Here is a 21,270-nt window from a genome sequence, read left to right as displayed (position 1 = left end):
TTGCTTTATGAGAGAACACCCATGAACGCCGTTGAAACCCGCATCCAACAGCTGCGCACCGAGCTGGATCAGCACAACTACCGCTATCACGTCCTCGACGAACCGAGCATCCCGGACGCCGAGTACGACCGCTTGTTCCACGAGCTCAAGGCCCTGGAAGAGCAACACCCGGAGCTGGTGACCAGCGATTCCCCGACCCAGCGCGTCGGCAGCGTGGCGCTGTCGGCGTTTAGCCAGGTGCGTCACGAGATCCCGATGCTCAGCCTGGGCAACGCCTTCGACGAAACCACCATGCGCGAATTCGACCGGCGGGTGACCGAAGGCCTCGATCTGCCCATGGGCGATTTGCTGGGCGGTGGCGCGGCGGTGGAATACAGCTGCGAGCCGAAACTCGATGGCCTGGCGGTCAGCCTGTTGTATCAGGACGGCATGCTGGTGCGCGGAGCCACGCGCGGTGATGGCACCACGGGCGAAGACATCAGCGTCAACGTGCGTACCGTGCGCAATATTCCCCTCAGGCTGCAGGGCAGCGGCTGGCCGCCATTGCTGGAAGTGCGCGGCGAGGTGTACATGTCCAAGGCCGGCTTCGAGCGCCTCAACGCTACGCAACTGGAAGCGGGTGGCAAGACCTTCGCCAACCCGCGCAACGCGGCGGCGGGGAGCCTGCGCCAGCTGGATTCGAAGATCACCGCCAACCGCCCGCTGGAATTCTGCTGCTACGGTATCGGCCAGGTGACCGCGGACATTGCCGATACCCACATCGGCAATCTCAAGCAGCTCAAGGCCTGGGGCTTGCCCATCAGCCGTGAATTGAAGCTGGCCCACGGCATTGACGAATGCCTGGATTACTACCGCGACATCGGTGAGCGGCGCAACGCGTTGCCGTATGAAATCGACGGGGTGGTGTTCAAGGTCAACAGCATCGCTTCTCAGCGCGAACTGGGTTTCCGCGCTCGGGAACCACGCTGGGCCATCGCTCATAAATTCCCGGCCTCTGAAGAACTCACCGAGTTGCTGGACGTCGAGTTCCAGGTCGGCCGCACTGGCGCCGTGACGCCCGTGGCGCGCCTCAAACCGGTCAAGGTCGCTGGCGTGACCGTGGCCAACGCCACGTTGCACAACATGGACGAAGTGGCGCGCCTGGGCCTGATGATCGGCGACACCGTGATCATCCGCCGTGCCGGCGACGTGATCCCGCAAGTGGTGCAAGTGATCACCGAGCGCCGCCCGGACGATGCCCGCCCTGTGGAGATCCCCCGGCAGTGTCCGGTGTGTGGTTCCCATGTCGAGCGCACGCAACTGATCAAGCGCAGCAAGGGCCGTGAAACCATCAGCGAAGGTGCGGTGTACCGTTGCGTCGGTCGCCTGGCCTGTGGCGCGCAGCTCAAGCAGGCGATCATTCATTTCGTGTCGCGCCGGGCCATGGACATCGAGGGCCTGGGCGAGAAGAGCGTCGAGCAACTTGTGGATGAGGGGCTGGTGGGTTCGCCCGCCGATCTGTATGCCCTGACCTTCGAGCAGGTGGTCGACCTGGAAGGTTTCGCCGAACTGTCGAGCAAGAACTTGCTGGCGGCCATCGTCGACAGCAAGAAGCCGAGCCTGGCGCGTTTCATCTACGCCCTCGGTATCCCGGACGTGGGCGAGGAGACCGCCAAGGTCCTGGCTCGCTCTCTTGGTTCGCTGGAGCGCGTACAAGCGGCTTTGCCCCAGGTACTCACCTACCTGCCCGACGTCGGCCTGGAAGTGGCCCACGAGATCCACAGCTTCTTCGAAGATCCACACAACCGCCAGGTGATCAAGGACCTGCTGCACCACGGCCTGGAGATCCAGGACCAGGGCGAGTTGGGCGCCGAGTTCTCTGCCAGCACGACCCTGGGTGGCTTTCTCGACAAACTGAACATCCCCTCGGTCGGGCCGGGAGGGGCGCAGAAACTGGCAGACAAGTTCGGTTCACTCGAGGCGGTGATGAACGCTGACTGGCTGGACATGCGCCAGGCGTTGCCGGAAAAGCAGGCCAACGCCGTGCGCGAGTTTTTCGCCGTTGCCGCCAACCGTCAGCAGGCCGAGGCAGCGGAGCAACAGTTGCGCGACTTTGGCATGCATTGGCAGAGCGAGAAGAAGGTCGTCGAAGGCTTGCCCGAGGCAGGTCACACCTGGGTGCTGACCGGTTCGCTGGAGTTGATGAGTCGCGACGTCGCCAAGGACAAGCTGGAGAGCCTGGGGGCCAAGGTCGCCGGTTCCGTGTCGGCGAAAACCCACTGCGTGGTGGCGGGGCCGGGTGCCGGTTCGAAATTGACCAAGGCCAATGAGCTGGGGCTCAAGGTGCTGGATGAAGAGGCGTTTGTCGTCTTTCTGAGTCAGCATGGCATCACGGTTTAGCCGGGTTGGCTCTTGTGGCGAGGGAGCTTGCTCCCTCGCCACGGTTTATCGGGCACTATGACGCAACGCGTGGGAACGATCATGGAAGTGGGGTGATCTAGTCTTGCAGGCTCCAGGGAGAGATCGCCATGTACCGCTTCTTCGAACAACTGAGCTCACGCATCGCCGCGCCGTTCCTGGGCGATCGGTCACGTAACAGCAAGGTCTGGCCGTGCCGCTGTGGCCAGTCGTTGTTTTTTCGCAATAGCCAATGCCTGGCCTGCCTGGCGGCGCTGGGTTATCAACCTGAGCAGAGTCGCCTGACGTCCTTGCAACCCGGCGAGCAAGCCGGGACCTGGACCCTGGACGCCGATCCCCAAGCCGGGCTGTTCCGCCGTTGCGCCAACCTCGACACTGCGGCGGCCTGCAATTGGCTGCTGCCGGACAATGGGCGCGATACCCTGTGCATCGCCTGTAGCCTGAACCGTACTATTCCCGACCTGTCGATCCCGGAAAATCCCGAACGCTGGCGCAAGGTCGAGACCGCCAAGCGTCGTCTGGTCGCGCAGTTGATTACTTTCGGCTTGCCGGTCATCCCGAAAACCGTCGACGAAAATATCGGCTTGGCGTTTGATTTCATCGGTGTCGATCCCGACGGCACGCCACCCACCACCGGTCACGCCAGCGGACTGATCACCCTCGACATCAAGGAAGCTGACGATGCCCATCGCGAATACGTGCGCCAGCAGATGCGCGAGCCGTATCGCACCTTGCTCGGGCATTTCCGGCATGAGGTGGGGCACTACTACTGGGACCGGCTGGTCGCCAACAGCCATTGGCTCGAGGCTTTTCGCGAGCTGTTCGGCGATGAGCGCGCCAGCTACGCCGACGCCCTGGAGCAGCACTACCAGCAAGGCGCGCCGCTGGACTGGCAAACCCGCTACGTCAGCGCCTATGCCACCATGCACCCGTGGGAGGACTGGGCCGAAACCTGGGCCCATTACCTGCACATGATGGACGCGGTGGACACCGCCCTGGGTTTCGGCATGAGCGCTCGGGAAATGGATTTCGACTACCAGCCGTTCCCGCCCGAGACCTTGTACGACGCCGAACATGCAGGCGGTGCGGCTTTTCTTTCGTTCGTCAACGCCTGGATCGAACTGGCTGGCATGCTCAACGAACTGTCCCGCAGCATGGGCCAGCCGGATTTCTACCCGTTCGTCGTGCCGGCTGCCGTCATCACCAAGCTGCATTTCATCCACCTGGTGATCCAGGAAGAGGGTGGTCGGGCGGATGAGGTGTTGTTGTAGTTCTGTGAGAGCAGCCTGCATCCATGCCTGATGTGCCGACATCATCGCGAGCAAGCTTTGCTCCCACAGCAAGTGCTTGAACATCTTCAGTTTTTTAATCCGGCACGAACGGTTGTAACTTCTTGCCAGATAGGTACAATGGCGCGGCTCGCCGTCAGGCGGGCGTCGTTATGGTGACCCCATCGGTCCCCCCGCAACGATTACCCGTGAACCTGGTCAGATCCGGAAGGAAGCAGCCACAGCGGGAACATTGTGTGCCGGGGTGTGGCTGGTGGGGTTGCCTCCATAACGCCCAAACCTTCGTTCGCAAGGTTTGTCAAATTCCAATCATTTCTTTTGTTTCGCTGATCGATATCGGTCATTGCTTTCTGCTATCCGGATTTTGCCGCGGCCAGGGCAAACGAGTGCTGAAGGGGAAGTCCGGCCCGTCCTGCATCGACGGACCGAGTTCCTATCGTAGACCGATTGGATCAGTATTGAGCTTTCACATACTCAGCAATCGGCTCATGCAGCAAATCCTGTGGATGATCCCCGCCAAAGGTCGCCCATTTGCTTTTGCCGGACAGGACCGAGGACCCCAGCGGCTGCTCTCCTGTCGGGCCATAAATGGCGAGTTTTACTTCAATCTTGTCGGGAAGCCCCGACCATTCTGTGGCGCGTTCTTCCCAATGCAGGATTTCCGGGATGACGTAGTAACCAGAAGGTCCGTTCTGTCTCAGGCAGCTCAATTCACGGCACGCGCCCATTACCGTCACGCGGTTGGTGTAATAAGAAAAGGCCGTTTTAACGGCGGCAGCTGTCATATCGCCGGATGCCGGGTAAGGCGTTGTTTCGTAGCTGCCGTCGACCGGTGTGGCGATGGTGACGGGCATTTGTCGATCAAGTTTTGCCTGGTTGGAGAATACGTCTTGCTGTGCGTATTTGGCGGTGCAGCCGGTAGCGAGTATCGAGACAAGAATGATCGAAAATTTATGCACAGTGTCCCCTTGGATTTTATTGTGTCGACGAGTCATAGGCGCCATAGGGACGCAGGAATCAGCGCGTTGATAGTCGAGGTTCGTAGCTGGCGATGTCAACGTGACATTATGTCTTGCGTCACCCTCGGAATTAGTCGAGCGGGCAAACGAACGCCAAAGAAAAGCCCGGCCTGCCTCCCCTCGGCAGCCCCGGCTTCTCTTTCACATCTGCATCAAGGCTTGGACAAGGCCTGGTCGACCGCCGCGATCAGCTTGCCCAGGTCCTTGGAGGTGGCTTTGTGTATGACGCCGAACAGATACGCCCGCTGTTCGTCCTCATCGCCCATGTCGGCAAAAAAGGCTTTCAGTTGTACATCCAGCACATTGGCAAGCAGGAACAAGGCTTCGACGCTGGGGGTGTAGGTGCCGGTTTCGAAGCGGCTGATGGTTTTGGGGTCAAAACCGGTTTTTTCGCCAAGTTCAGCCTGAGTAAGCCCCGCTACTTTGCGGTAGCGTCTGATGGCTGGACCCAAACTTGAAATTTGCATCGCTTAATTCCCATTTAGAATCAAGAACTTAACGATAGATTTTCGCATTAGACAACCGCGTGATCCATCACCTTGCTTTGCAAAGTGTGATGTGTTTCGTAGAATCGGCCTTTGGCACGGGTATTTGGTGACTTGCTTCAGAAGCCGGGGTGTGTGCAAAGACCGGGCCTTGCGTTTCTTGCCGCGATACACGGCAAGGGCTGAAGCTCTCCCTTAGCACCGCCAGGGCCCGCGCTCCAGCTTCCCTCAAAGTGTTTGAGCCTAGTTGATTTTCGCCTGTCTTGAAGGCGGTGCAACCGCGCGCGACAAATGAGCCTGACTCATGGATGACTGCTTCGATGGATAAGAAGTACCGCAGAGCCGTTGACGCCGCCGCGATTTTTTCCGAAACCGATCTGAGCGGGCGCATCACCTACGTCAACGATCAATTTTGCAGCCTTTTTGGTTACCGGCGCGATGAGTTGTTGGGTGTGAACCATCGCCTGCTCAATTCCGGCCAGCACCCTGACGAGTTCTTCGGCGCCATGTGGCGCACCATTGCCCTGGGCCAGGTCTGGAAAGGGGAAATCTGCAACCGGGCCAAGGACGGTACGCTGCACTGGGTCGACACGACCCTGGTACCAGTGATCGATGACGATACAGGACAAATCGAACGCTACCTGGCAATTCGCTTCGATGTCAGCGAAAAGCGTCGCCTGCTGCATTCCCTGCAATGGCGGGTTGGTCACGATGTGTTGACCGGGTTGCCCAACCGCACTTATCTGTCCGATCTGCTGGACCAGGCCCTGGAGTTTTCCCGTGCGGAAAACTTGCCTCTGGCGGTGTGCATGCTCGACCTCGATGGCTTCAAGGCGGTCAATGACGGTTATGGTCATGCCAGTGGCGATCGGCTGTTGGTGGAGGTCGCCAGGCGCCTGCGCAGTATCGTGCGTGGCGAGGACGTGGTGGCGCGGCTGGGTGGGGACGAGTTCGTGCTGGTGCTGCGCCATGTGCGTGGGATGGATGAGTTGCATGCCGCGTTGAGCCGGGTGTTGATCGCCGTTTCCATGCCGTATGGCATTGACGGTAAGGACATCAAGGTCTTCGCCAGCATTGGCGTCACATTGTTCCCATGGGATAACGACGACGCCGAGACCTTGTTGCGCCACGCCGACCAGGCGATGTACGTGGCCAAGCAAAGCGGTCGCAATCGTTTCCACTTGTTCGATGTGTCCCGGGACAAGGAAGTGCGAGCCACTTACCAGACCGTCGAGCGGGTCCGCCAGGCACTGGCCGGTAACGAGTTGCGGCTGCATTTCCAGCCCAAGGTCAACATGCGTCATGGCACCGTGGTCGGCATGGAGGCGCTGCTGCGCTGGAAGCATCCGCAACGTGGCCTGGTGCCGCCACGGGAGTTCCTGCCGCTGGTGGAAGAGACCGACCTGATTGTCGAGATCGGCGAGTGGGTCATGGAGCAGGTACTGACCCAGTTGCAGCAATGGCAGCAAGCGGGGCAGGGCTGGCCGGTGAGCATCAATATCTCGGCGCGGCATTTCCAGCGGGCGGATTTTGTCGAGCGGTTGCGACAGGTGTTGGAACGGCATCCGGCGGTACCGCCACGCCTGTTGGATCTGCAGATTGTCGAATCGGTCGCATTGGAAAACCTTGCCCACGTCAGCGCCTGCCTCCAGGCCTGCCATGCCTTGGGCGTGGGGTTTTCTCTGGGTGGTTTCGGCACGGGCTACTGCTCGCTCAACGACCTCAAGCACTTGCGCACGCAAACCATCAAGATCGACAAGACCTTTGTTCGCGACATTCTCCATGATCGCGACGACCTGGCACTGACCGAAGCGGTGATCGGCCTGGCCCGGGCGTTTGGCCGTGAGGTGGTCGCCGAAGGGTTGGACAGCCTTGAGCATGGCCAACTGTTGCTGAACCTGGGCTGTGAGGTGGCACAAGGTTATTTCATCGCCCGGCCCATGCCGCCCGAACGGATACCCGGCTGGGTGCAGGGGTTCATCCCGCCGTCGCAATGGCAGCAGCGGCCAGGCGATCAGGGGGAGGGGGCCTCGCTCCTGGCCTGCGATGCGTCACTGCGGCCCGTGTAAAGCTGGATGATCGCGTCGATCTCCCCGGAGGTTTTCATGTTCAACAGGGTCCTCAGAATGCGTTGTGCTGGAATGTTCGGATCGTTGCGCACATAACAGCTCAACTGCTGTTCCTGAAGCACTGCCACCTCATGGAGTTGCCGATCAGCGGTATGACGTTGATTGAACCAGTCCAGCGCCCATTGGTTGCTGATCCCGTAGCGATAACGCCCGGCCAGCAGTTTCGCCAGCACTTGTTCCTGGCTGCGGGCGTCGTCGCGGTGCAGTTGGCTGCGGTCGAACAAGGGTTGCAAGGTCGGGTAGGTATAGCCGAGCACCGTGCCGATGGGCTGTTCCGGCAACGTGGCTAGTGTGACCGCCGCAGGGGCGCTTGCCGTGGCGACGAGCAGGTCGCGCTGGAAAAACAACGGGACGCTCCATAGGTAATCGCCACTGTCCTTTACCCAGTCGGGGCTGACGTAGCAACGCATGTCGATCTCGCCGTGTTTCATGGCGCCGTCCAGCCGGGCGCGGGATAGGACATGGAATTGCGCCGGCAGTCCCATCCGGGTCGCCAGGCTGGTCATTATGTCGGGAAGGATGCCCTGGGTCGGGCGACCCCGTTCGATCTGCACCATGGGCATCGCCCAGCCGTCGGTAACGGCAAAACGCAAAGGTACTTCATCAGCAAAACAACCTGTACCCAACAACAGCAAAGCCCCCATGGCTGAGCGCATAAACTCTCCTGACTGTGCAAAACCGCGTCGACAACCGAGTCCCTGATCCAATCTTAGTCAGATTAGACGAGCACACCGGATGCAATTTCGCCCCTGCTCCGCTAGCATTAGCCGCTTATGTTCCTTCGATGCGACGGTTTTCGATGAGTTATCAGGTTCTTGCACGTAAATGGCGTCCGCGCTCGTTCCGCGAAATGGTCGGCCAGACCCATGTGCTCAAGGCCCTGATCAATGCCTTGGACAGCCAGCGGCTGCACCATGCCTACCTGTTCACCGGCACCCGCGGCGTGGGCAAGACCACCATCGCGCGGATCATTGCCAAGTGCCTGAACTGTGAAACCGGCATTACCTCCACGCCCTGCGGCGAGTGTTCGGTCTGCCGGGAAATCGACGAGGGCCGTTTCGTCGACCTGATCGAGATCGACGCCGCCAGCCGTACCAAGGTCGAAGACACCCGCGAGCTGCTCGACAACGTGCAGTACGCGCCGAGCCGTGGGCGCTTCAAGGTCTACCTGATCGACGAAGTGCACATGCTCTCCAGCCATTCCTTCAATGCGCTGCTCAAGACCCTTGAGGAGCCGCCGCCCTACGTCAAGTTCATCCTGGCGACCACCGACCCGCAGAAACTTCCTGCAACGATTTTGTCGCGGTGCCTGCAGTTCTCCCTGAAGAACATGACGCCGGAACGGGTCGTCGAGCACCTGACGCATGTACTGGGCGTCGAGAACGTGCCCTTCGAGGACGATGCGCTGTGGCTGTTGGGCCGCGCCGCCGATGGTTCGATGCGCGACGCCATGAGCCTGACCGACCAGGCCATCGCTTTCGGTGAAGGCAAGGTCATGGCCGCGGATGTCCGGGCCATGCTCGGTACCCTCGATCACGGCCAGGTCTATGACGTTTTGCATGCGCTGATCGAAGGCGACGCGAAGGCGTTGCTCGAAGCGGTGCGTCACCTGGCCGAGCAGGGCCCGGACTGGAATGGCGTGCTCTCGGAAATTCTCAATGTGCTGCACCGGGTCGCCATCGCCCAGGCCTTGCCTGATGGCGTCGACAACGGCCACGGCGACCGTGATCGCGTACTGGCCCTGGCCCAGGCGTTGCCGGCCGAAGACGTGCAGTTCTATTACCAGATGGGTCTGATTGGTCGTCGCGACCTGCCCCTGGCACCGGATCCGCGCGGCGGCTTTGAAATGGTCCTGCTGCGAATGCTGGCGTTCCGGCCAGCCGATACGACGGACGTCCCGAGGCAAGCGCTAAAGCCAGTGGGGATCAGCCAGGCCACAGCTGATTCCGCCAAGCCAGTGGCTGCCGCGCCCGTCGTTGCGCCGGCAGTGGCTTCGGCTCCGGTAGCGCCGGCACCTGTGGCAGCACCGGCTCCGACACCCGTTGTCGCGGCCCCTGAGCCAGAACCTGAACCGGTCGTCGAGGCGCTGCCCGAACCGGTCGCTGAAGCCGTTGTCGATCTGCCCTGGAACGATCCGATCGAGCCCGAGGTTGTCCAGCAACCTGCCGTGGAGCCGGTCCTGGAGACCATCGCCGAGCAACCCGAGTTGCCGCCGATGCCTTTGCCGACGCCCGACAGTGTGGTGCCCGATGCACCGGAGTGGGTCGCCGCGCCGGTGCCCGAACCAACAGTGGCCGACGTCGATGTCGCCACGCCAGGCCTCGATCAGGACGACGAACCGCCGCTGGACGAGGATTACATCGAGCCAGACATGGATTCGGCCTACAGCTACCTGGACGACCTGGCCAGTGAGCACGCCGCTGAGCCGGCCCCGGAGCCCGAGCCGGAACCCGCGGCGATGCCGGCCACCGGGCTGGCCCTGCAATGGCTGGAGCTGTTTCCTAAACTGCCGATCAGCGGCATGACCGGCAGTATTGCCGCCAACTGCACGCTGATGGCCGTGGAAGGCGACCACTGGCTGCTGCACCTGGACCCGGCCCACAGCGCACTGTTCAACGCGACCCAGCAACGTCGCCTCAACGATGCGCTGAACCAGTATCACCAGCGCACCCTGACGCTGACCATCGAGCTGATCAAGCCCGAGCAGGAGACCCCGGCCCAGGCCGCGTCCCGGCGCCGTGCCGACCGTCAGCGCGAAGCCGAGGAGTCGATCCACGGTGATCCATTCATCCAGCAGATGATGCAACAGTTCGGCGCCGTGGTCCGTCACGATACTATCGAACCTGTCGAGGCCCCGGTCACCCAGGGCTCATAACTGAAGGCGCCGGGCCGAACGGGCCGGGCGCGTTGTTTATCCAAGTACTTTCGAGGTGATTCCCATGATGAAAGGTGGCATGGCCGGCCTGATGAAGCAGGCGCAGCAAATGCAGGAAAAAATGGCCAAGATGCAGGAAGAACTGGCCAACGCCGAAGTCACCGGCAAGTCCGGCGGCGACATGGTGACCGTGGTCATGACCGGTCGCCACGACATCAAGCGCGTCAGCATCGACCCAAGCGTGGTCGAAGGCATGAGCGAAGACGACAAGGAAATGCTCGAAGCCCTGTTCGCCGCCGCCGTCAATGACGCGGTGCGCAAGATCGAAGCCAACAGCCAGGACAAGATGTCTGGCATGACGGCCGGCATGCAACTGCCGCCGGGCATGAAACTGCCGTTCTGATTCGCCATCCCGGTCGGGATGGGCTACACACAATGCCAGGCATCGCGCCTGGCATTTTTGTTTCTGTCTAGGGCGAGCGAAACCTTGCCTATGGGAGCAAGCCTTGCTCCCACAAGTACCCGCTGAACAAACATCGAACGCCGCCCCCTCGGCAATGGTCTGCTCCCTATACGTGCCACTCAACGATCAAGGAGACGCTTCCATGTCACAAGCATCGACCTCCAACCAGCGCATCGTCCTTGCCTCCCGTCCTCACGGCGCCCCAACCGCGGACAATTTCCGCCTGGAGCACGTGACGCTGCCGGACCTGGCGCAGGGGCAGATCCTGCTCAAGACGCAGTTTTTGTCCTTGGACCCTTACATGCGCGGGCGAATGAGTGACGCGCCTTCCTACGCTGCTCCGGTAAAAATCGACGAGGTGATGACCGGCGGCGCCGTGAGCCGCGTGGAGCGCTCGATGCACCCGAAATTCCAGGAGGGTGATCTGGTGGTGGGGGCCACCGGTTGGCAGAGCCACGGCATCAGCGACGGGCGCAACGTGATGCCCGTCCCTTCGGGGCTGCCGAGCCCGTCGATGGCCCTGGGTGTGCTGGGCATGCCGGGCATGACCGCTTACATGGGGCTGATGGACATTGGCCAGCCCAAGGCCGGGGAAACCCTGGTGGTCGCGGCGGCCTCGGGTGCGGTGGGCTCGGTGGTTGGCCAGGTGGCGAAGATCAAGGGCCTGCGCGTCGTCGGCGTCGCGGGTGGCAGCGAGAAATGCAAGTACGTGGTCGACGAGCTGGGGTTTGACGCCTGTGTCGATCACAAGAGCGCACGTTTTGCCGAGGAGCTGGCGCAGGCTTGCGACAAGGGCATCGACATCTATTACGAAAACGTCGGTGGCAAGGTCTTCGATGCTGTCGTGCCACTGCTCAACGCCAAGGCGCGGATCCCGCTCTGTGGCCTGATCGCTTCCTACAACGATCATCAAGCACCGAGTGGCCCGGATCGCTTGCCGCAGTTGCAGCGCACTTTGCTGACCAAGCGCGTGCGGATCCAGGGGTTTATCGTGTTTGACGACTACGGTGACCGTCAGCCGGAGTTCATCAGCGCCATGGCCCCTTGGGTGCGCGATGGCAAGGTCAAGTTCCGTGAGGACGTGGTCGATGGCCTTGAGAATGCGCCACAGGCGTTTATCGGGTTGTTGGAAGGGCGCAACTTCGGCAAGTTGGTGGTGCGGGTCGCGCAGGATTGAGTATTTGACGCTAATCGGAGGCGCGGGTATAAACCGCGTCTCGTTGTTATGTCGGACATTTCCTCCATGAGCTTCAGCCCTTTGATTCGCCAACTGATCGATGCCCTGCGAACGTTGCCGGGTGTAGGTCAGAAAACTGCCCAGCGCATGGCGTTGCAATTGCTCGAGCGTGATCGCAGCGGCGGTTCGCGCCTGGCCCAGGCCCTGAGCCAGGCCATGGAAGGCGTAGGGCATTGCCGTTTGTGCCGCACCCTCACCGAAGACGACCTCTGCCCGCAATGTGCCGACCCGCGTCGGGACGACAGCCTGCTCTGCGTGGTGGAAGGGCCGATGGATGTGTATGCGGTAGAGCAGACCGGTTTTCGTGGCCGTTATTTCGTGCTCAAGGGCCATTTGTCACCGCTCGACGGCTTGGGGCCTGAAGCCATCGGCATTCCACAGTTGATCGCGCGGATCGAAGAAGCGGGTACGTTCACGGAAGTCATCCTTGCTACGAACCCGACGGTCGAAGGCGAAGCCACCGCCCATTACATTGCCCAACTGCTCAACAACAAAGGCCTGATCGCCTCGCGCATCGCCCACGGCGTGCCGCTGGGTGGGGAGCTTGAGTTGGTGGATGGCGGGACACTGGCGCATTCGTTTGCGGGGCGCAAGCCGATCGCGTTGTAACAGCAACCAATCCCCTGTGGGAGCGAGCTTGCTCGCGATAGCGGTAGATCAGCCAATATCTATGCTGGCTGACACATCGCTATCGCGAGCAGGCTCGCTCCCACAGGGGTTGTGTTTCGTTGCCGAGGATTATTTTTCGCTGAGCGAGAATTGCGTCAGGCAGAACGTGGGAATCCCCATGTCCTCCAGGCGCTGGGAGCCGAGCAGCTCCGGCAGGTCGATGATCGCCGCGGCTTCGTGGACCTTGGCGCCCATGCGGCGGATCAGGTTGGCGGCGGCGATCAGCGTGCCGCCAGTGGCAATCAGGTCATCGAACATCACCACCGAATCACCCTCGCACAAGCTGTCGGCATGCACTTCAAGGAAGGCTTCGCCGTATTCGGTCTGGTAACCCTCGGCCAGCACATCGGCCGGCAGCTTGCCTTGCTTGCGGAACAAGATCAGCGGCTTGTTCAGCTGGTAGGCCAGGATCGAGCCAATCAGGAAACCCCGCGCATCCATCGCGCCGATGTGAGTGAACTCGGCCTCGACATACCGGTGGGCGAAACTGTCCATGACCAGTCGCAGGGCGGTCGGGGATTGGAACAGGGGGGTAATGTCGCGAAAGATCACGCCGGGCTTGGGGAAATCGATCACGGGGCGGATCAGGGATTTGATATCGAAGGAGTCAAAGACCATCGTGGAGGTGTCCTGGCTGAGCTGCAAACGCGGCAGTATAGCGCGGCTGGGAACATCCCTCAGCCGCGCGCGGCCATCAGCCTTCGATCGAGCCGCCGGCCAGGGCGCAGAGCTGGATCGGGTCGAGAATGTGAATTTCCTTGCCTTCGGCGGCAATCAACTCGTTCTGCTGGAAGCGGGTGAAGACCCTGGACACGGTTTCCACCGCCAGGCCCAGGTAATTGCCGATTTCGTTGCGCGACATGCTCAAGCGGAACTGGTTGGCCGAGAACCCACGGGCGCGGAAGCGTGCCGAGAGGTTGACCAGGAACGTGGCGATACGCTCGTCGGCGGTTTTTTTCGAAAGCAGCAGCATCATTTGCTGATCGTCACGGATTTCCCGGCTCATGACCCGCATCAACTGGCGGCGCAGTTGCGGCAGCTGTATGGCCAGCTCGTCCAGGCGATCGAAGGGAATTTCGCACACCGAGGTGGTTTCCAGCGCCTGGGCCGAGACCGGATGGGACTCGGTGTCCATGCCGGACAGGCCCACCAGTTCGCTGGGCAGGTGGAAGCCGGTGAGCTGTTCTTCGCCGCCATCGCTCAGGTTGAAGGTCTTCAAGGCGCCCGAGCGCACCGCATAGACCGAATCGAAGGTATCGCCCTGGCGAAACAGGAATTCACCTTTTTTCAACGGGCGGCCCCGTTTAACGATGTCATCCAGCGCGTCCATGTCCTCCAGGTTCAGCGAAAGCGGCAGGCAGAGGGGGGCCAGGCTGCAATCCTTGCAATGGGCCTGGTTGTGGGCGCGCAGTTTGACTGGCTCGGACATTTCTTAAATCCTTGTGGGAAATCACGCATAAGGCGTAAGGGTACCCCAGAGATGGCACTCCGGCCAGTGCGATGTCGTCGTCAAATTGTCGCGCTCAAATGACTCGGGAGAAGCGTTGGCGATTGTGCTGGTCCAAGTAGGCATCGAATACCATGCACACGGATCGCACCAGCAGGCGCCCGGCGGGCAATACCCGGATATGGGTGTCATCCAGCTCGATCAGCCCATCCGCGGCCATGGCCTGCAATTGCGGCCATTGCGGCGCGAAGTAACCACGAAAGTCGATGTTGAAGGTTTGCTCGATCTCGGCGAAGGGCAGGTGGAAATGACAGATCAACTGCTGGATCACCGCGCGCCGCAACCGGTCGTCGGCATTGCAGATCAGCCCGCGACTGGTCGCCAGTTGCCCGTCGGCGAGGGTGTTCTGGTAATGGTTCAGGTCACTGCTGTTCTGGCAATACAAATCGCCGATCTGGCTGATGGCTGACACGCCAAGGCCGATCAGGTCGCAATGGCCATGGGTGGTGTAGCCCTGGAAGTTGCGCTGCAACGTGGCCTCTTCCTGAGCGATTGCCAGTTCGTCGTCGGGCAGGGCGAAGTGGTCCATGCCGACGTAGCGGTAGCCGGCGGCGGTCAGTTGTTCGATGGTGCCTTGCAGCATCGCCAGTTTCTGCTCCGGGGTCGGCAAGTCCTGGCTGTTGATGCGCCGCTGGGGCATGAAGCGTTCCGGCAGGTGGGCGTAGTTGAACACCGAGAGCCGGTCCGGTTGCAGGTGGATGACTTCCTGGACGGTGCGGGCGAAGTTTTCCGGGGTCTGCTTGGGCAGGCCGTAGATCAGGTCAATGTTGATCGAGCGGAATTGCAAGGTCCGGGCGGCTTCGACCACTGCGCGGGTTTCCTCGAGGCTTTGCAGGCGATTGACGGCCCGCTGCACCGCTGGATCAAGGTCTTGCAGGCCGATACTGACCCGGTTGAAACCCAGTTCGCGCAACAGGCCCATGGTCGACCAGTCGGCTTCCCTGGGGTCGATTTCGATGCCGTAGTCGCCAGAATCGTCGTCCAGCAGGTTCAGGTGCTGGCGCAGCTTGGCCATCAGTTGGCGCAGCTCATCGTGGCTGAGGAACGTCGGGGTACCGCCGCCAAAGTGCAACTGTTCTACGCGCTGGGTGGGGTCCAGATGGCAGCCGATCAGTTGGATTTCCTGTTCCAGGCGTTGCAGGTAGGCGTGGGCGCGGCCGCGGTCCTTGGTGATGACCTTGTTGCAGGCGCAGTAGTAGCAAATGTTCGCGCAGAACGGTATGTGCACGTACAGCGACAGCGGCCGCAGGGCCTTGCGGCTGTCGCGCAGGGCGTGGAGCAGGTCGAAGGTACCCACCTGGCTGCCGAACTGCGCCGCCGTGGGGTACGAGGTGTAGCGTGGTCCCGCCAGGTCGTAACGGCGGATAAGATTTGAGTCCCAACAAATGGTGTCGAGCATGCGGGCATTCCCCGGATAGACTGGCATGGGGCGAGTCTAGGGGCGCGTGGGCGTGGCCGTTTTGATTTGCGTCAACGGGGCATCGGAGTTGTCGATGCAGGCCTCATCGCGGGCAAGCTCGCTCCCACAGGAGACTTTCCATGTGGGAGCGAGCTTGCTCGCGATTGGGGCAACTCGGTCAGTGCCCCATGAGCCAATGTTGATGCGGCCCCGGCAGTGTCCATACCCCGAAAATAATCACCAACAAACCACCGGCCATGCGCACGCTGCGTTTGCGCAGCAGGGCGGTGACGCGTTCGGCGGCCAGGCCCGTGGCGAGCAGCACCGGCCAGGTGCCCAGGCCGAAGGCGAGCATCAGCAGCGCGCTGTCCAGTGCATTGCCTTGGCTGGCGGACCAGAGCAGGGTGCTGTAGACCAGGCCGCACGGTAGCCAGCCCCACAGCGCGCCGAGCAGCAAGGCCCGAGGCAGGCTCGACACCGGCAGCAAACGGTTGGCGACGGGTTGGATGTGTCGCCACAAGCCGCGTCCCACACCTTCGATGCGAGTCAGGCCGCTCCACCAGCCCGCCAGGTACAGGCCCATGGCAATCAACAGCAAGCCGGCCAGCACCCGCATGATCATCGCTGCCGGGCTGTTGGACACGGCCCAACCGGCCAGGCCGATCAGCAACCCGGCGGTGGCGTAGCTCAGGATCCGTCCCAGGTTGTACGCCAGCAGCAACCGGAAGCGTCGGCTACGCTGTTCCTTGGGAATCGCCAGGGTCAGGGCGCCCATCAGGCCGCCGCACATGCCCAGGCAGTGTCCACCGCCGAGCAGGCCAAGGATGACCGCAGAAACCAACAGGGGTGCCAGGTCAAGCATGGGGCGGGGCCTTGTCGTCCGGCTTGCGGGCTTCGCCGCTGGCTTCGTCCACCGCCGCCTTGTGGTTCGGGTCCTGATCGTCGAACAGAATGCTGTGGGCCGGACCGTCGAGGTCGTCGTACTGGCCGCTGTCCACGGCCCAGAAGAAAATGTACACGGCGATGGCCACGATCAGCAGCGCGGCCGGGATCATCACGTAGAGAGCTGGCATGTCGGAACTCCATGCCCGCGCGGCTCAGGCCGGCAGCGGGCGGGTATCGGGCGTGGCGTCGAAAACCTGCGTCTTGGGCTGACGTGTCAGCCTCAGCGCATTCAACACCACGGTCAACGAACTGATGGACATGCCGACCGCCGCCCACACCGGGGTAATCCAGCCAAGGGCGGCGAACGGCAACATGAGGCCATTGTACAACCCTGCCCACACCAGGTTCTCAATGATCACCCGGCGGGTGCGTCGGGCCAGGCTGAAGGCGTGGATCAGGGCGTCGAGGCGGTTGGACAGCAGCACCGCGTCGGCGCTGGTCTTGGCCAGGTCGGTGGCCGAGCCCATGGCGACACTGATGTCCGCTGCCGCCAGCACGGGCACGTCGTTCACCCCATCGCCGAGCATCAGCACCTTGCGGCCCTGTTGATGCAACTGCTGCAACACGGCCAGTTTGTCGTCCGGGCGCAGGCCGCCGCGAGCCTCATCGATGCCCAGTTCGGCGGCGACGCTGGCAACCATGGGCGAACTGTCACCCGACAACAGCAGCGTCCGCCAGCCCCGTGCCTTGCAGGCCGCCAGCAGCGCCGGGGCTTCGACGCGCAAGCGGTCATCGAGGACGAACCAGGCCAAGGGCCCGATCTCATCGCCGAGCAACAGCCATTGCCCGGGTTCGTCCGGCATTTGCGGTACGACGGCGCCACTCAGTTCGCAGACAAAACCCGGCTGACCGATGCGCAGGCGCTGTTCCGCCACGAGGCCTTCCAGCCCCAGCCCGGGGGTGCTTTGCACCTGTTCGGCGGCCAATGGCGCGCGGCCGAAGGCGCGGGCGATGGGGTGTTCCGAGCGGTTCTCCAGGGCAGCGGCCAAGCCCAGGCATTGATCACTGTCGAGGGCCGCCAATGGCCGAATGGCGCGCAACGCCAGGCGGCCTTCGGTGAGGGTACCGGTCTTGTCGAAAATCACCGTATCGATCTGGTTCAGGCCTTCCAGCACATGCCCGCGCGTCAGCAGCAGGCCGAGCTTGTGCAAGGTGCCGGTAGCGGCGGTGAGGGCGGTCGGCGTGGCGAGTGACAACGCGCAAGGGCAGGTGGCGACGAGCATCGCCAGGACGATCCAGAACGCGCGCGAAGCGTCCAGTTGCCACCACACCAGCCCGATGACGGCAGCGGCGACCAAGGAGAACAGCAAGAACCATTGGGCGGCGCGGTCGGCGATTTCCGCCAGTCGCGGCTTCTCGGCCTGGGCCCGCTCCAGCAGCCGCACGATGGCGGACAACCGGGTGTCTTGCCCGAGGGCCAGCACCTCGACCGTCAAGGCCCCTTCGACGTTCAGCGTGCCGGCGGTGACCGCGTCGCCCACCTGGCGAGGTTGTGGCAGGTATTCACCGGTCAGCAGCGATTCGTCGATGCTGGACTGGCCATCCAGGATCTTGCCATCGGCCGGCAGGACTGCCCCGGGATGCACCAGCACCCGGTCACCGGTGCGCAATTCGCTGAGCAGGATGCGTTCACTCTGGCCGTTATCCTCCAGGCGCAGGCACGAGGCCGGCAACAGATTGACCAGTTGGGCGGTGGCGGCAGCCGTGCGTTCCCGAGCCCGGCGTTCCAGGTAACGGCCGGCCAGCAGGAACAGGGCGAACATGCCAACGGCATCGAAGTACAGCTCGCCGACCCCGGTGATCGACGTCCAGATCCCGGCAACGTAGGCACTGCCGATGGCCAGGGACACGGAAACGTCCATGGTCAGGTGGCGGGTGCGCAGGTCGCGCATGGCGCCTTTGAAGAACGGCGCGCAGCTATAGAAGACGATGGGCGTGGTGAGGAACAGGGCAACCCAGCGCAGGATGGTGTGCATCTCCGGGCTCAGGTCGATGTTGAATTCCGGCCAGGTGGCCATGGTCGCCATCATCGCCTGGAACCACAACAGACCGGCCACGCCCAATTGGCGCAGGGCCAGGCGGTTTTGTGCGGCGAGTTGTTCACAGGCCTGGTCGGCCTGGTACGGGTGCGCTACGTAGCCGATCTGGCGCAATTCGGCGAGCAGCGTGCTCAGCGGTAGTTGAGCGTCGGCCCAACGTACATGCAGGCGATGATTGGACAGGTTCAATCGCGCTTCGGCCACGGCCGGCAGGCTGCGTAATTGTTTTTCAATCAGCCAGCCGCAGGCGGCGCAACTGATGCCTTCCATCAACAGGGTGGTTTCGGCCAGTTCGCCTTCATGGCGCACGAATGATTGCTGTACGTCAGGGCGATCGTAGAGCGCCAGTTCATCGGTCAACTGGACGGGCAGGGATTCGGGATTGGCCGACGCTTCGCTGCGATGCTGGTAATAACTTTCCAGGCCTCCGGCGACAATGGCCTCGGCCACCGCCTGGCAGCCCGGGCAGCACAGCTCGCGGGTTTCACCGAGGACAACGGCGGTGAAGCGACTGCCCGGGGGGACGGGCAGGGCGCAGTGGTAGCAGGGCTGTGGAGTGGTCATTGCGTGTTCACAGAACGTTGTCCAATGATCGTTCCCACGCTCTGCGTGGGAATGCATCCTGTGACGCTCCGCGTCACGCTTAGAAGGGACGCAGAGCGTCCCGGGCCGCGTTTCCACGCGGAGCGTGGGAACGATCAGAAGCGCCGTCGTTTATTTCTTCAGGTCTTCAGCGCCTTGCAGCGGTTCATCGCCAAGCAAGAGGTCCTGGCCGTGATTGATCTGTTCTTCTTCGAACAGGCGCCAGGTCTTGTCGTTCTCCACACCCAGCAATTCGACAAAGCGCCGGCCTTCGACCTTGTCGGTCAACTGGCCGACGTAGCGCCCCGGTTCACTGTCGTTGCGGGTCAGGACGATCTTGCGGTCCTTCTCCGGCTGGGTCGGCGAGATCAGGCTCAGTTCCAGGGTCTGGGGACGGCTGTTGCCGTTCAGGCGCAGGTTCACTTCACCGGTGAGCTCGTCCAGTTGCACGTTGGCACGCAGTTGCAGGGTCTGGGCCAGCAATTCGCGCTCCAGCGAGCGGTTGATACCCTTGCCGGCTTCGTAATAGTTGTCGTTGACCAGGTTGTCCGGGTTCTTCACCGCAATGGTCACCATCGTCAGGCTCAGTGTCACCGAACAGGTCAGGATCGCGATGATGATCCACGGCCAGAGGTGCTTGTACCAAGGGCTGGAGGCGGTTGCTGCAGGCATGTTCAGTTCTCTCAACGAGTTTGTGGGCCGATGAACCGGCTCTTGGCTTCGACATGTACGCTTTCGTCATCGGCATCCTTGAGGATGAAGGTCACCTCGTTGGTGCTCGATGGCAGTTGTTCCGGTGCGCTGGACAGCTCGACCGGCTGGCTGTAGATCTCGCCGGCCGCGACCTTGATTTCCCGCCGGCCTTGCAGCTTGAGGTCGGGTAGGCCGGCGGCTTCCAGGACATACGTGTGGTCGCGTTGGTCTTTGTTCATGATCTTCAGGCTGTAGACGTTCTCGATCCGGCCTTCGGCGTTTTCACGGTAGAGCACGCGGTCCTTGCTGACGTCGAAACCCACCAGCGAGCGCATGAAGAACGCCGCCGCCAACAGGCTCATCATGGTCAGCAGCACCAAGGCATAGCCGATCAGGCGCGGGCGCAGTTTATGGGTTTTCTGCCCCGAAAGGTTGTGTTCGGTGGTGTAGCTGATCAGGCCGCGTGGATAATCCATTTTGTCCATGATGTTGTCGCAGGCATCGATACAGGCCGCGCAGCCGATGCACTCGATCTGCAGGCCGTCGCGGATGTCGATACCGGTAGGGCAGACCTGGACGCACATGGTGCAGTCGATGCAATCCCCCAGGCCCAGGGCTTTGTAGTCAACGCCCTTCTTGCGCGGGCCACGGCTTTCGCCACGACGCGGGTCGTAGGAAACGATCAAGGTGTCCTTGTCGAACATCACGCTCTGGAAGCGTGCGTAAGGGCACATGTAGATACACACTTGCTCACGCAGCCAGCCAGCGTTGCCGTAGGTGGCGAGGGTGAAGAAACCCACCCAGAAATACGACCAGCCATCGGCCTGGCCGGTAAAGAACTCGAACACCAGTTCGCGGATTGGCGTGAAGTAACCGACAAAGGTCATGCCGGTGACGAAACCTATCAGCAGCCACAGGCTGTGCTTGGCGAGCTTGCGCAGGAATTTGTTGGCGCCCATGGGGGCCTTGTCGAGCTTGATGCGCTGGTTGCGGTCGCCTTCGGTGACTTTTTCGCACCACATGAAGATCCAGGTCCACACGCTCTGTGGGCAGGTATAGCCACACCACACTCGTCCGGCATAGACCGTGATGAAAAACAGGCCAAAGGCGGCAATGATCAACATCCCCGAGAGCAGGATGAAATCCTGGGGCCAGAAGGTGGCGCCGAAAATAAAGAATTTGCGCTCTGGCAAGTTCCACCAGACGGCCTGATGACCACCCCAGTTCAGCCAGACCGTACCGAAATACAGCAGGAACAATAGCGCGCCGCCAGCCATTCGCAGGTTGCGGAACAGGCCAGTGAAGGCGCGGGTGTAGATTTTTTCCCGAGAGGCATACAGGTCGACGCTTTTGTTCGCGTCCTTGGCAGGCGGGGTGACGTCATGTACCGGAATCTGGTTACTCATCGAATGCATCCCACGGCAGTGGAAAAGTGCCGGGGCCAGTACGTGCCGACCACGGTCAGAAAGGGTGTTGCGGTGGCGCAATGATACGCCTGTCGCTCTAGCCCAAGGGTGCGACCTTTGGTCGCGTTGGGGGTCT

General features: G+C 61.8%; 18 protein-coding genes and 1 other RNA gene. 8 read left to right on the top strand and 11 right to left on the bottom strand.

Features of this window, described 5'->3' with window-relative positions; translation table 11 throughout:
• Positions 1 to 21: 21 nt before the first annotated feature.
• The 3 genes from ligA to ffs all read left to right on the top strand — a co-directional run bounded on the left by ligA (position 22) and on the right by ffs (position 3,945).
• Positions 22 to 2,379, top strand: coding sequence for an NAD-dependent DNA ligase LigA (gene ligA / locus KGA89_RS27770; protein ID WP_223473050.1), 2,358 nt, complete (start codon positions 22 to 24; stop codon positions 2,377 to 2,379).
• 128 nt (positions 2,380 to 2,507) lie between these two features.
• Positions 2,508 to 3,668: a putative zinc-binding metallopeptidase gene (locus KGA89_RS27765; protein ID WP_013692610.1), complete on the top strand. Its 1,161-nt coding sequence runs from the start codon at positions 2,508 to 2,510 to the stop codon at positions 3,666 to 3,668.
• Between the two features lie 180 nt (positions 3,669 to 3,848).
• An RNA gene (gene ffs / locus KGA89_RS27760) (signal recognition particle sRNA small type) lies at positions 3,849 to 3,945 on the top strand.
• Between the two features lie 193 nt (positions 3,946 to 4,138).
• Here ffs and KGA89_RS27755 read toward each other — a convergent pair.
• Both KGA89_RS27755 and KGA89_RS27750 read right to left on the bottom strand, forming a co-directional pair.
• Positions 4,139 to 4,645 (bottom strand): DUF4823 domain-containing protein, encoded by a 507-nt coding sequence (locus KGA89_RS27755; RefSeq protein WP_223473049.1) that lies wholly within the window; start codon positions 4,643 to 4,645, stop codon positions 4,139 to 4,141.
• 212 nt (positions 4,646 to 4,857) lie between these two features.
• Positions 4,858 to 5,172, bottom strand: coding sequence for a helix-turn-helix domain-containing protein (locus KGA89_RS27750; RefSeq protein ID WP_003199578.1), 315 nt, complete (start codon positions 5,170 to 5,172; stop codon positions 4,858 to 4,860).
• 338 nt (positions 5,173 to 5,510) lie between these two features.
• Here KGA89_RS27750 and KGA89_RS27745 point away from each other — a divergent pair, with 338 nt between their 5' ends.
• Positions 5,511 to 7,259, top strand: a complete 1,749-nt coding sequence (locus KGA89_RS27745) for a putative bifunctional diguanylate cyclase/phosphodiesterase (protein WP_223473048.1) — start codon at positions 5,511 to 5,513, stop codon at positions 7,257 to 7,259.
• On the opposite strand, the gene KGA89_RS27740 is transcribed toward KGA89_RS27745, so the two are convergent.
• Positions 7,205 to 7,975 carry a substrate-binding periplasmic protein gene (locus KGA89_RS27740; protein ID WP_223473047.1) on the bottom strand — a complete coding sequence of 257 codons (771 nt, stop codon included), beginning with the start codon at positions 7,973 to 7,975 and terminating at the stop codon, positions 7,205 to 7,207. The two genes, KGA89_RS27745 and KGA89_RS27740, sit on opposite strands and share 55 nt — an antisense overlap.
• Positions 7,976 to 8,118: 143 nt before the next feature.
• On the opposite strand from KGA89_RS27740, the gene dnaX reads away from it, so the two are divergent.
• The 4 genes from dnaX (at position 8,119) to recR (ending at position 12,503) form a co-directional block, all read left to right on the top strand.
• A complete protein-coding gene (gene dnaX, locus KGA89_RS27735) occupies positions 8,119 to 10,194 on the top strand; it encodes a DNA polymerase III subunit gamma/tau (RefSeq protein WP_223473046.1) in 2,076 nt (691 codons plus the stop codon).
• Positions 10,195 to 10,258: 64 nt separating this feature from the next.
• A complete protein-coding gene (locus tag KGA89_RS27730) occupies positions 10,259 to 10,597 on the top strand; it encodes a YbaB/EbfC family nucleoid-associated protein (protein ID WP_223473045.1) in 339 nt (112 codons plus the stop codon).
• 202 nt (positions 10,598 to 10,799) lie between these two features.
• Positions 10,800 to 11,834, top strand: a complete 1,035-nt coding sequence (locus tag KGA89_RS27725; protein ID WP_223473044.1) for an NADP-dependent oxidoreductase — start codon at positions 10,800 to 10,802, stop codon at positions 11,832 to 11,834.
• A gap of 66 nt (positions 11,835 to 11,900) precedes the next feature.
• Positions 11,901 to 12,503 (top strand): recombination mediator RecR, encoded by a 603-nt coding sequence (gene recR, locus KGA89_RS27720; protein ID WP_003199585.1) that lies wholly within the window; start codon positions 11,901 to 11,903, stop codon positions 12,501 to 12,503.
• A gap of 129 nt (positions 12,504 to 12,632) precedes the next feature.
• Here the strand turns inward: recR and KGA89_RS27715 are convergent, their stop codons facing one another.
• The 8 genes from KGA89_RS27715 to ccoG form a co-directional block, all read right to left on the bottom strand.
• Complete coding sequence (locus KGA89_RS27715; protein WP_003199587.1) at positions 12,633 to 13,181, bottom strand: adenine phosphoribosyltransferase; 549 nt, start codon at positions 13,179 to 13,181, stop codon at positions 12,633 to 12,635.
• Positions 13,182 to 13,257: 76 nt separating this feature from the next.
• The gene (fnr, locus tag KGA89_RS27710; RefSeq protein WP_003199588.1) at positions 13,258 to 13,992 is read right to left on the bottom strand and encodes a fumarate/nitrate reduction transcriptional regulator Fnr; all 735 of its coding nucleotides are present in this window, start codon (positions 13,990 to 13,992) and stop codon (positions 13,258 to 13,260) included.
• Positions 13,993 to 14,086: 94 nt separating this feature from the next.
• Complete coding sequence (gene hemN, locus KGA89_RS27705; protein WP_027912674.1) at positions 14,087 to 15,469, bottom strand: oxygen-independent coproporphyrinogen III oxidase; 1,383 nt, start codon at positions 15,467 to 15,469, stop codon at positions 14,087 to 14,089.
• Positions 15,470 to 15,647: 178 nt separating this feature from the next.
• Positions 15,648 to 16,331, bottom strand: coding sequence for a sulfite exporter TauE/SafE family protein (locus KGA89_RS27700; RefSeq protein WP_013692616.1), 684 nt, complete (start codon positions 16,329 to 16,331; stop codon positions 15,648 to 15,650).
• Positions 16,324 to 16,542 (bottom strand): cbb3-type cytochrome oxidase assembly protein CcoS, encoded by a 219-nt coding sequence (gene ccoS, locus KGA89_RS27695; RefSeq protein WP_003183505.1) that lies wholly within the window; start codon positions 16,540 to 16,542, stop codon positions 16,324 to 16,326. Before ccoS ends, KGA89_RS27700 begins: the two co-directional genes overlap by 8 nt.
• Positions 16,543 to 16,566: 24 nt before the next feature.
• Positions 16,567 to 19,017: a heavy metal translocating P-type ATPase gene (locus KGA89_RS27690; RefSeq protein WP_223473043.1), complete on the bottom strand. Its 2,451-nt coding sequence runs from the start codon at positions 19,015 to 19,017 to the stop codon at positions 16,567 to 16,569.
• 150 nt (positions 19,018 to 19,167) lie between these two features.
• Positions 19,168 to 19,707, bottom strand: a complete 540-nt coding sequence (locus tag KGA89_RS27685; protein WP_003199599.1) for a FixH family protein — start codon at positions 19,705 to 19,707, stop codon at positions 19,168 to 19,170.
• An 11-nt stretch (positions 19,708 to 19,718) separates the two neighbouring features.
• Complete coding sequence (gene ccoG / locus KGA89_RS27680; protein WP_003199601.1) at positions 19,719 to 21,134, bottom strand: cytochrome c oxidase accessory protein CcoG; 1,416 nt, start codon at positions 21,132 to 21,134, stop codon at positions 19,719 to 19,721.
• Between the last annotated feature and the right edge of the window lie 136 nt (positions 21,135 to 21,270).

The organism is Pseudomonas sp. A-RE-22, assembly GCF_019956035.1.
Taxonomy (GTDB): domain Bacteria; phylum Pseudomonadota; class Gammaproteobacteria; order Pseudomonadales; family Pseudomonadaceae; genus Aquipseudomonas; species Aquipseudomonas brassicacearum.
Note: the sequence above shows the minus strand (reverse complement) of the source record. Positions and strands in the feature narration are given on the sequence as shown.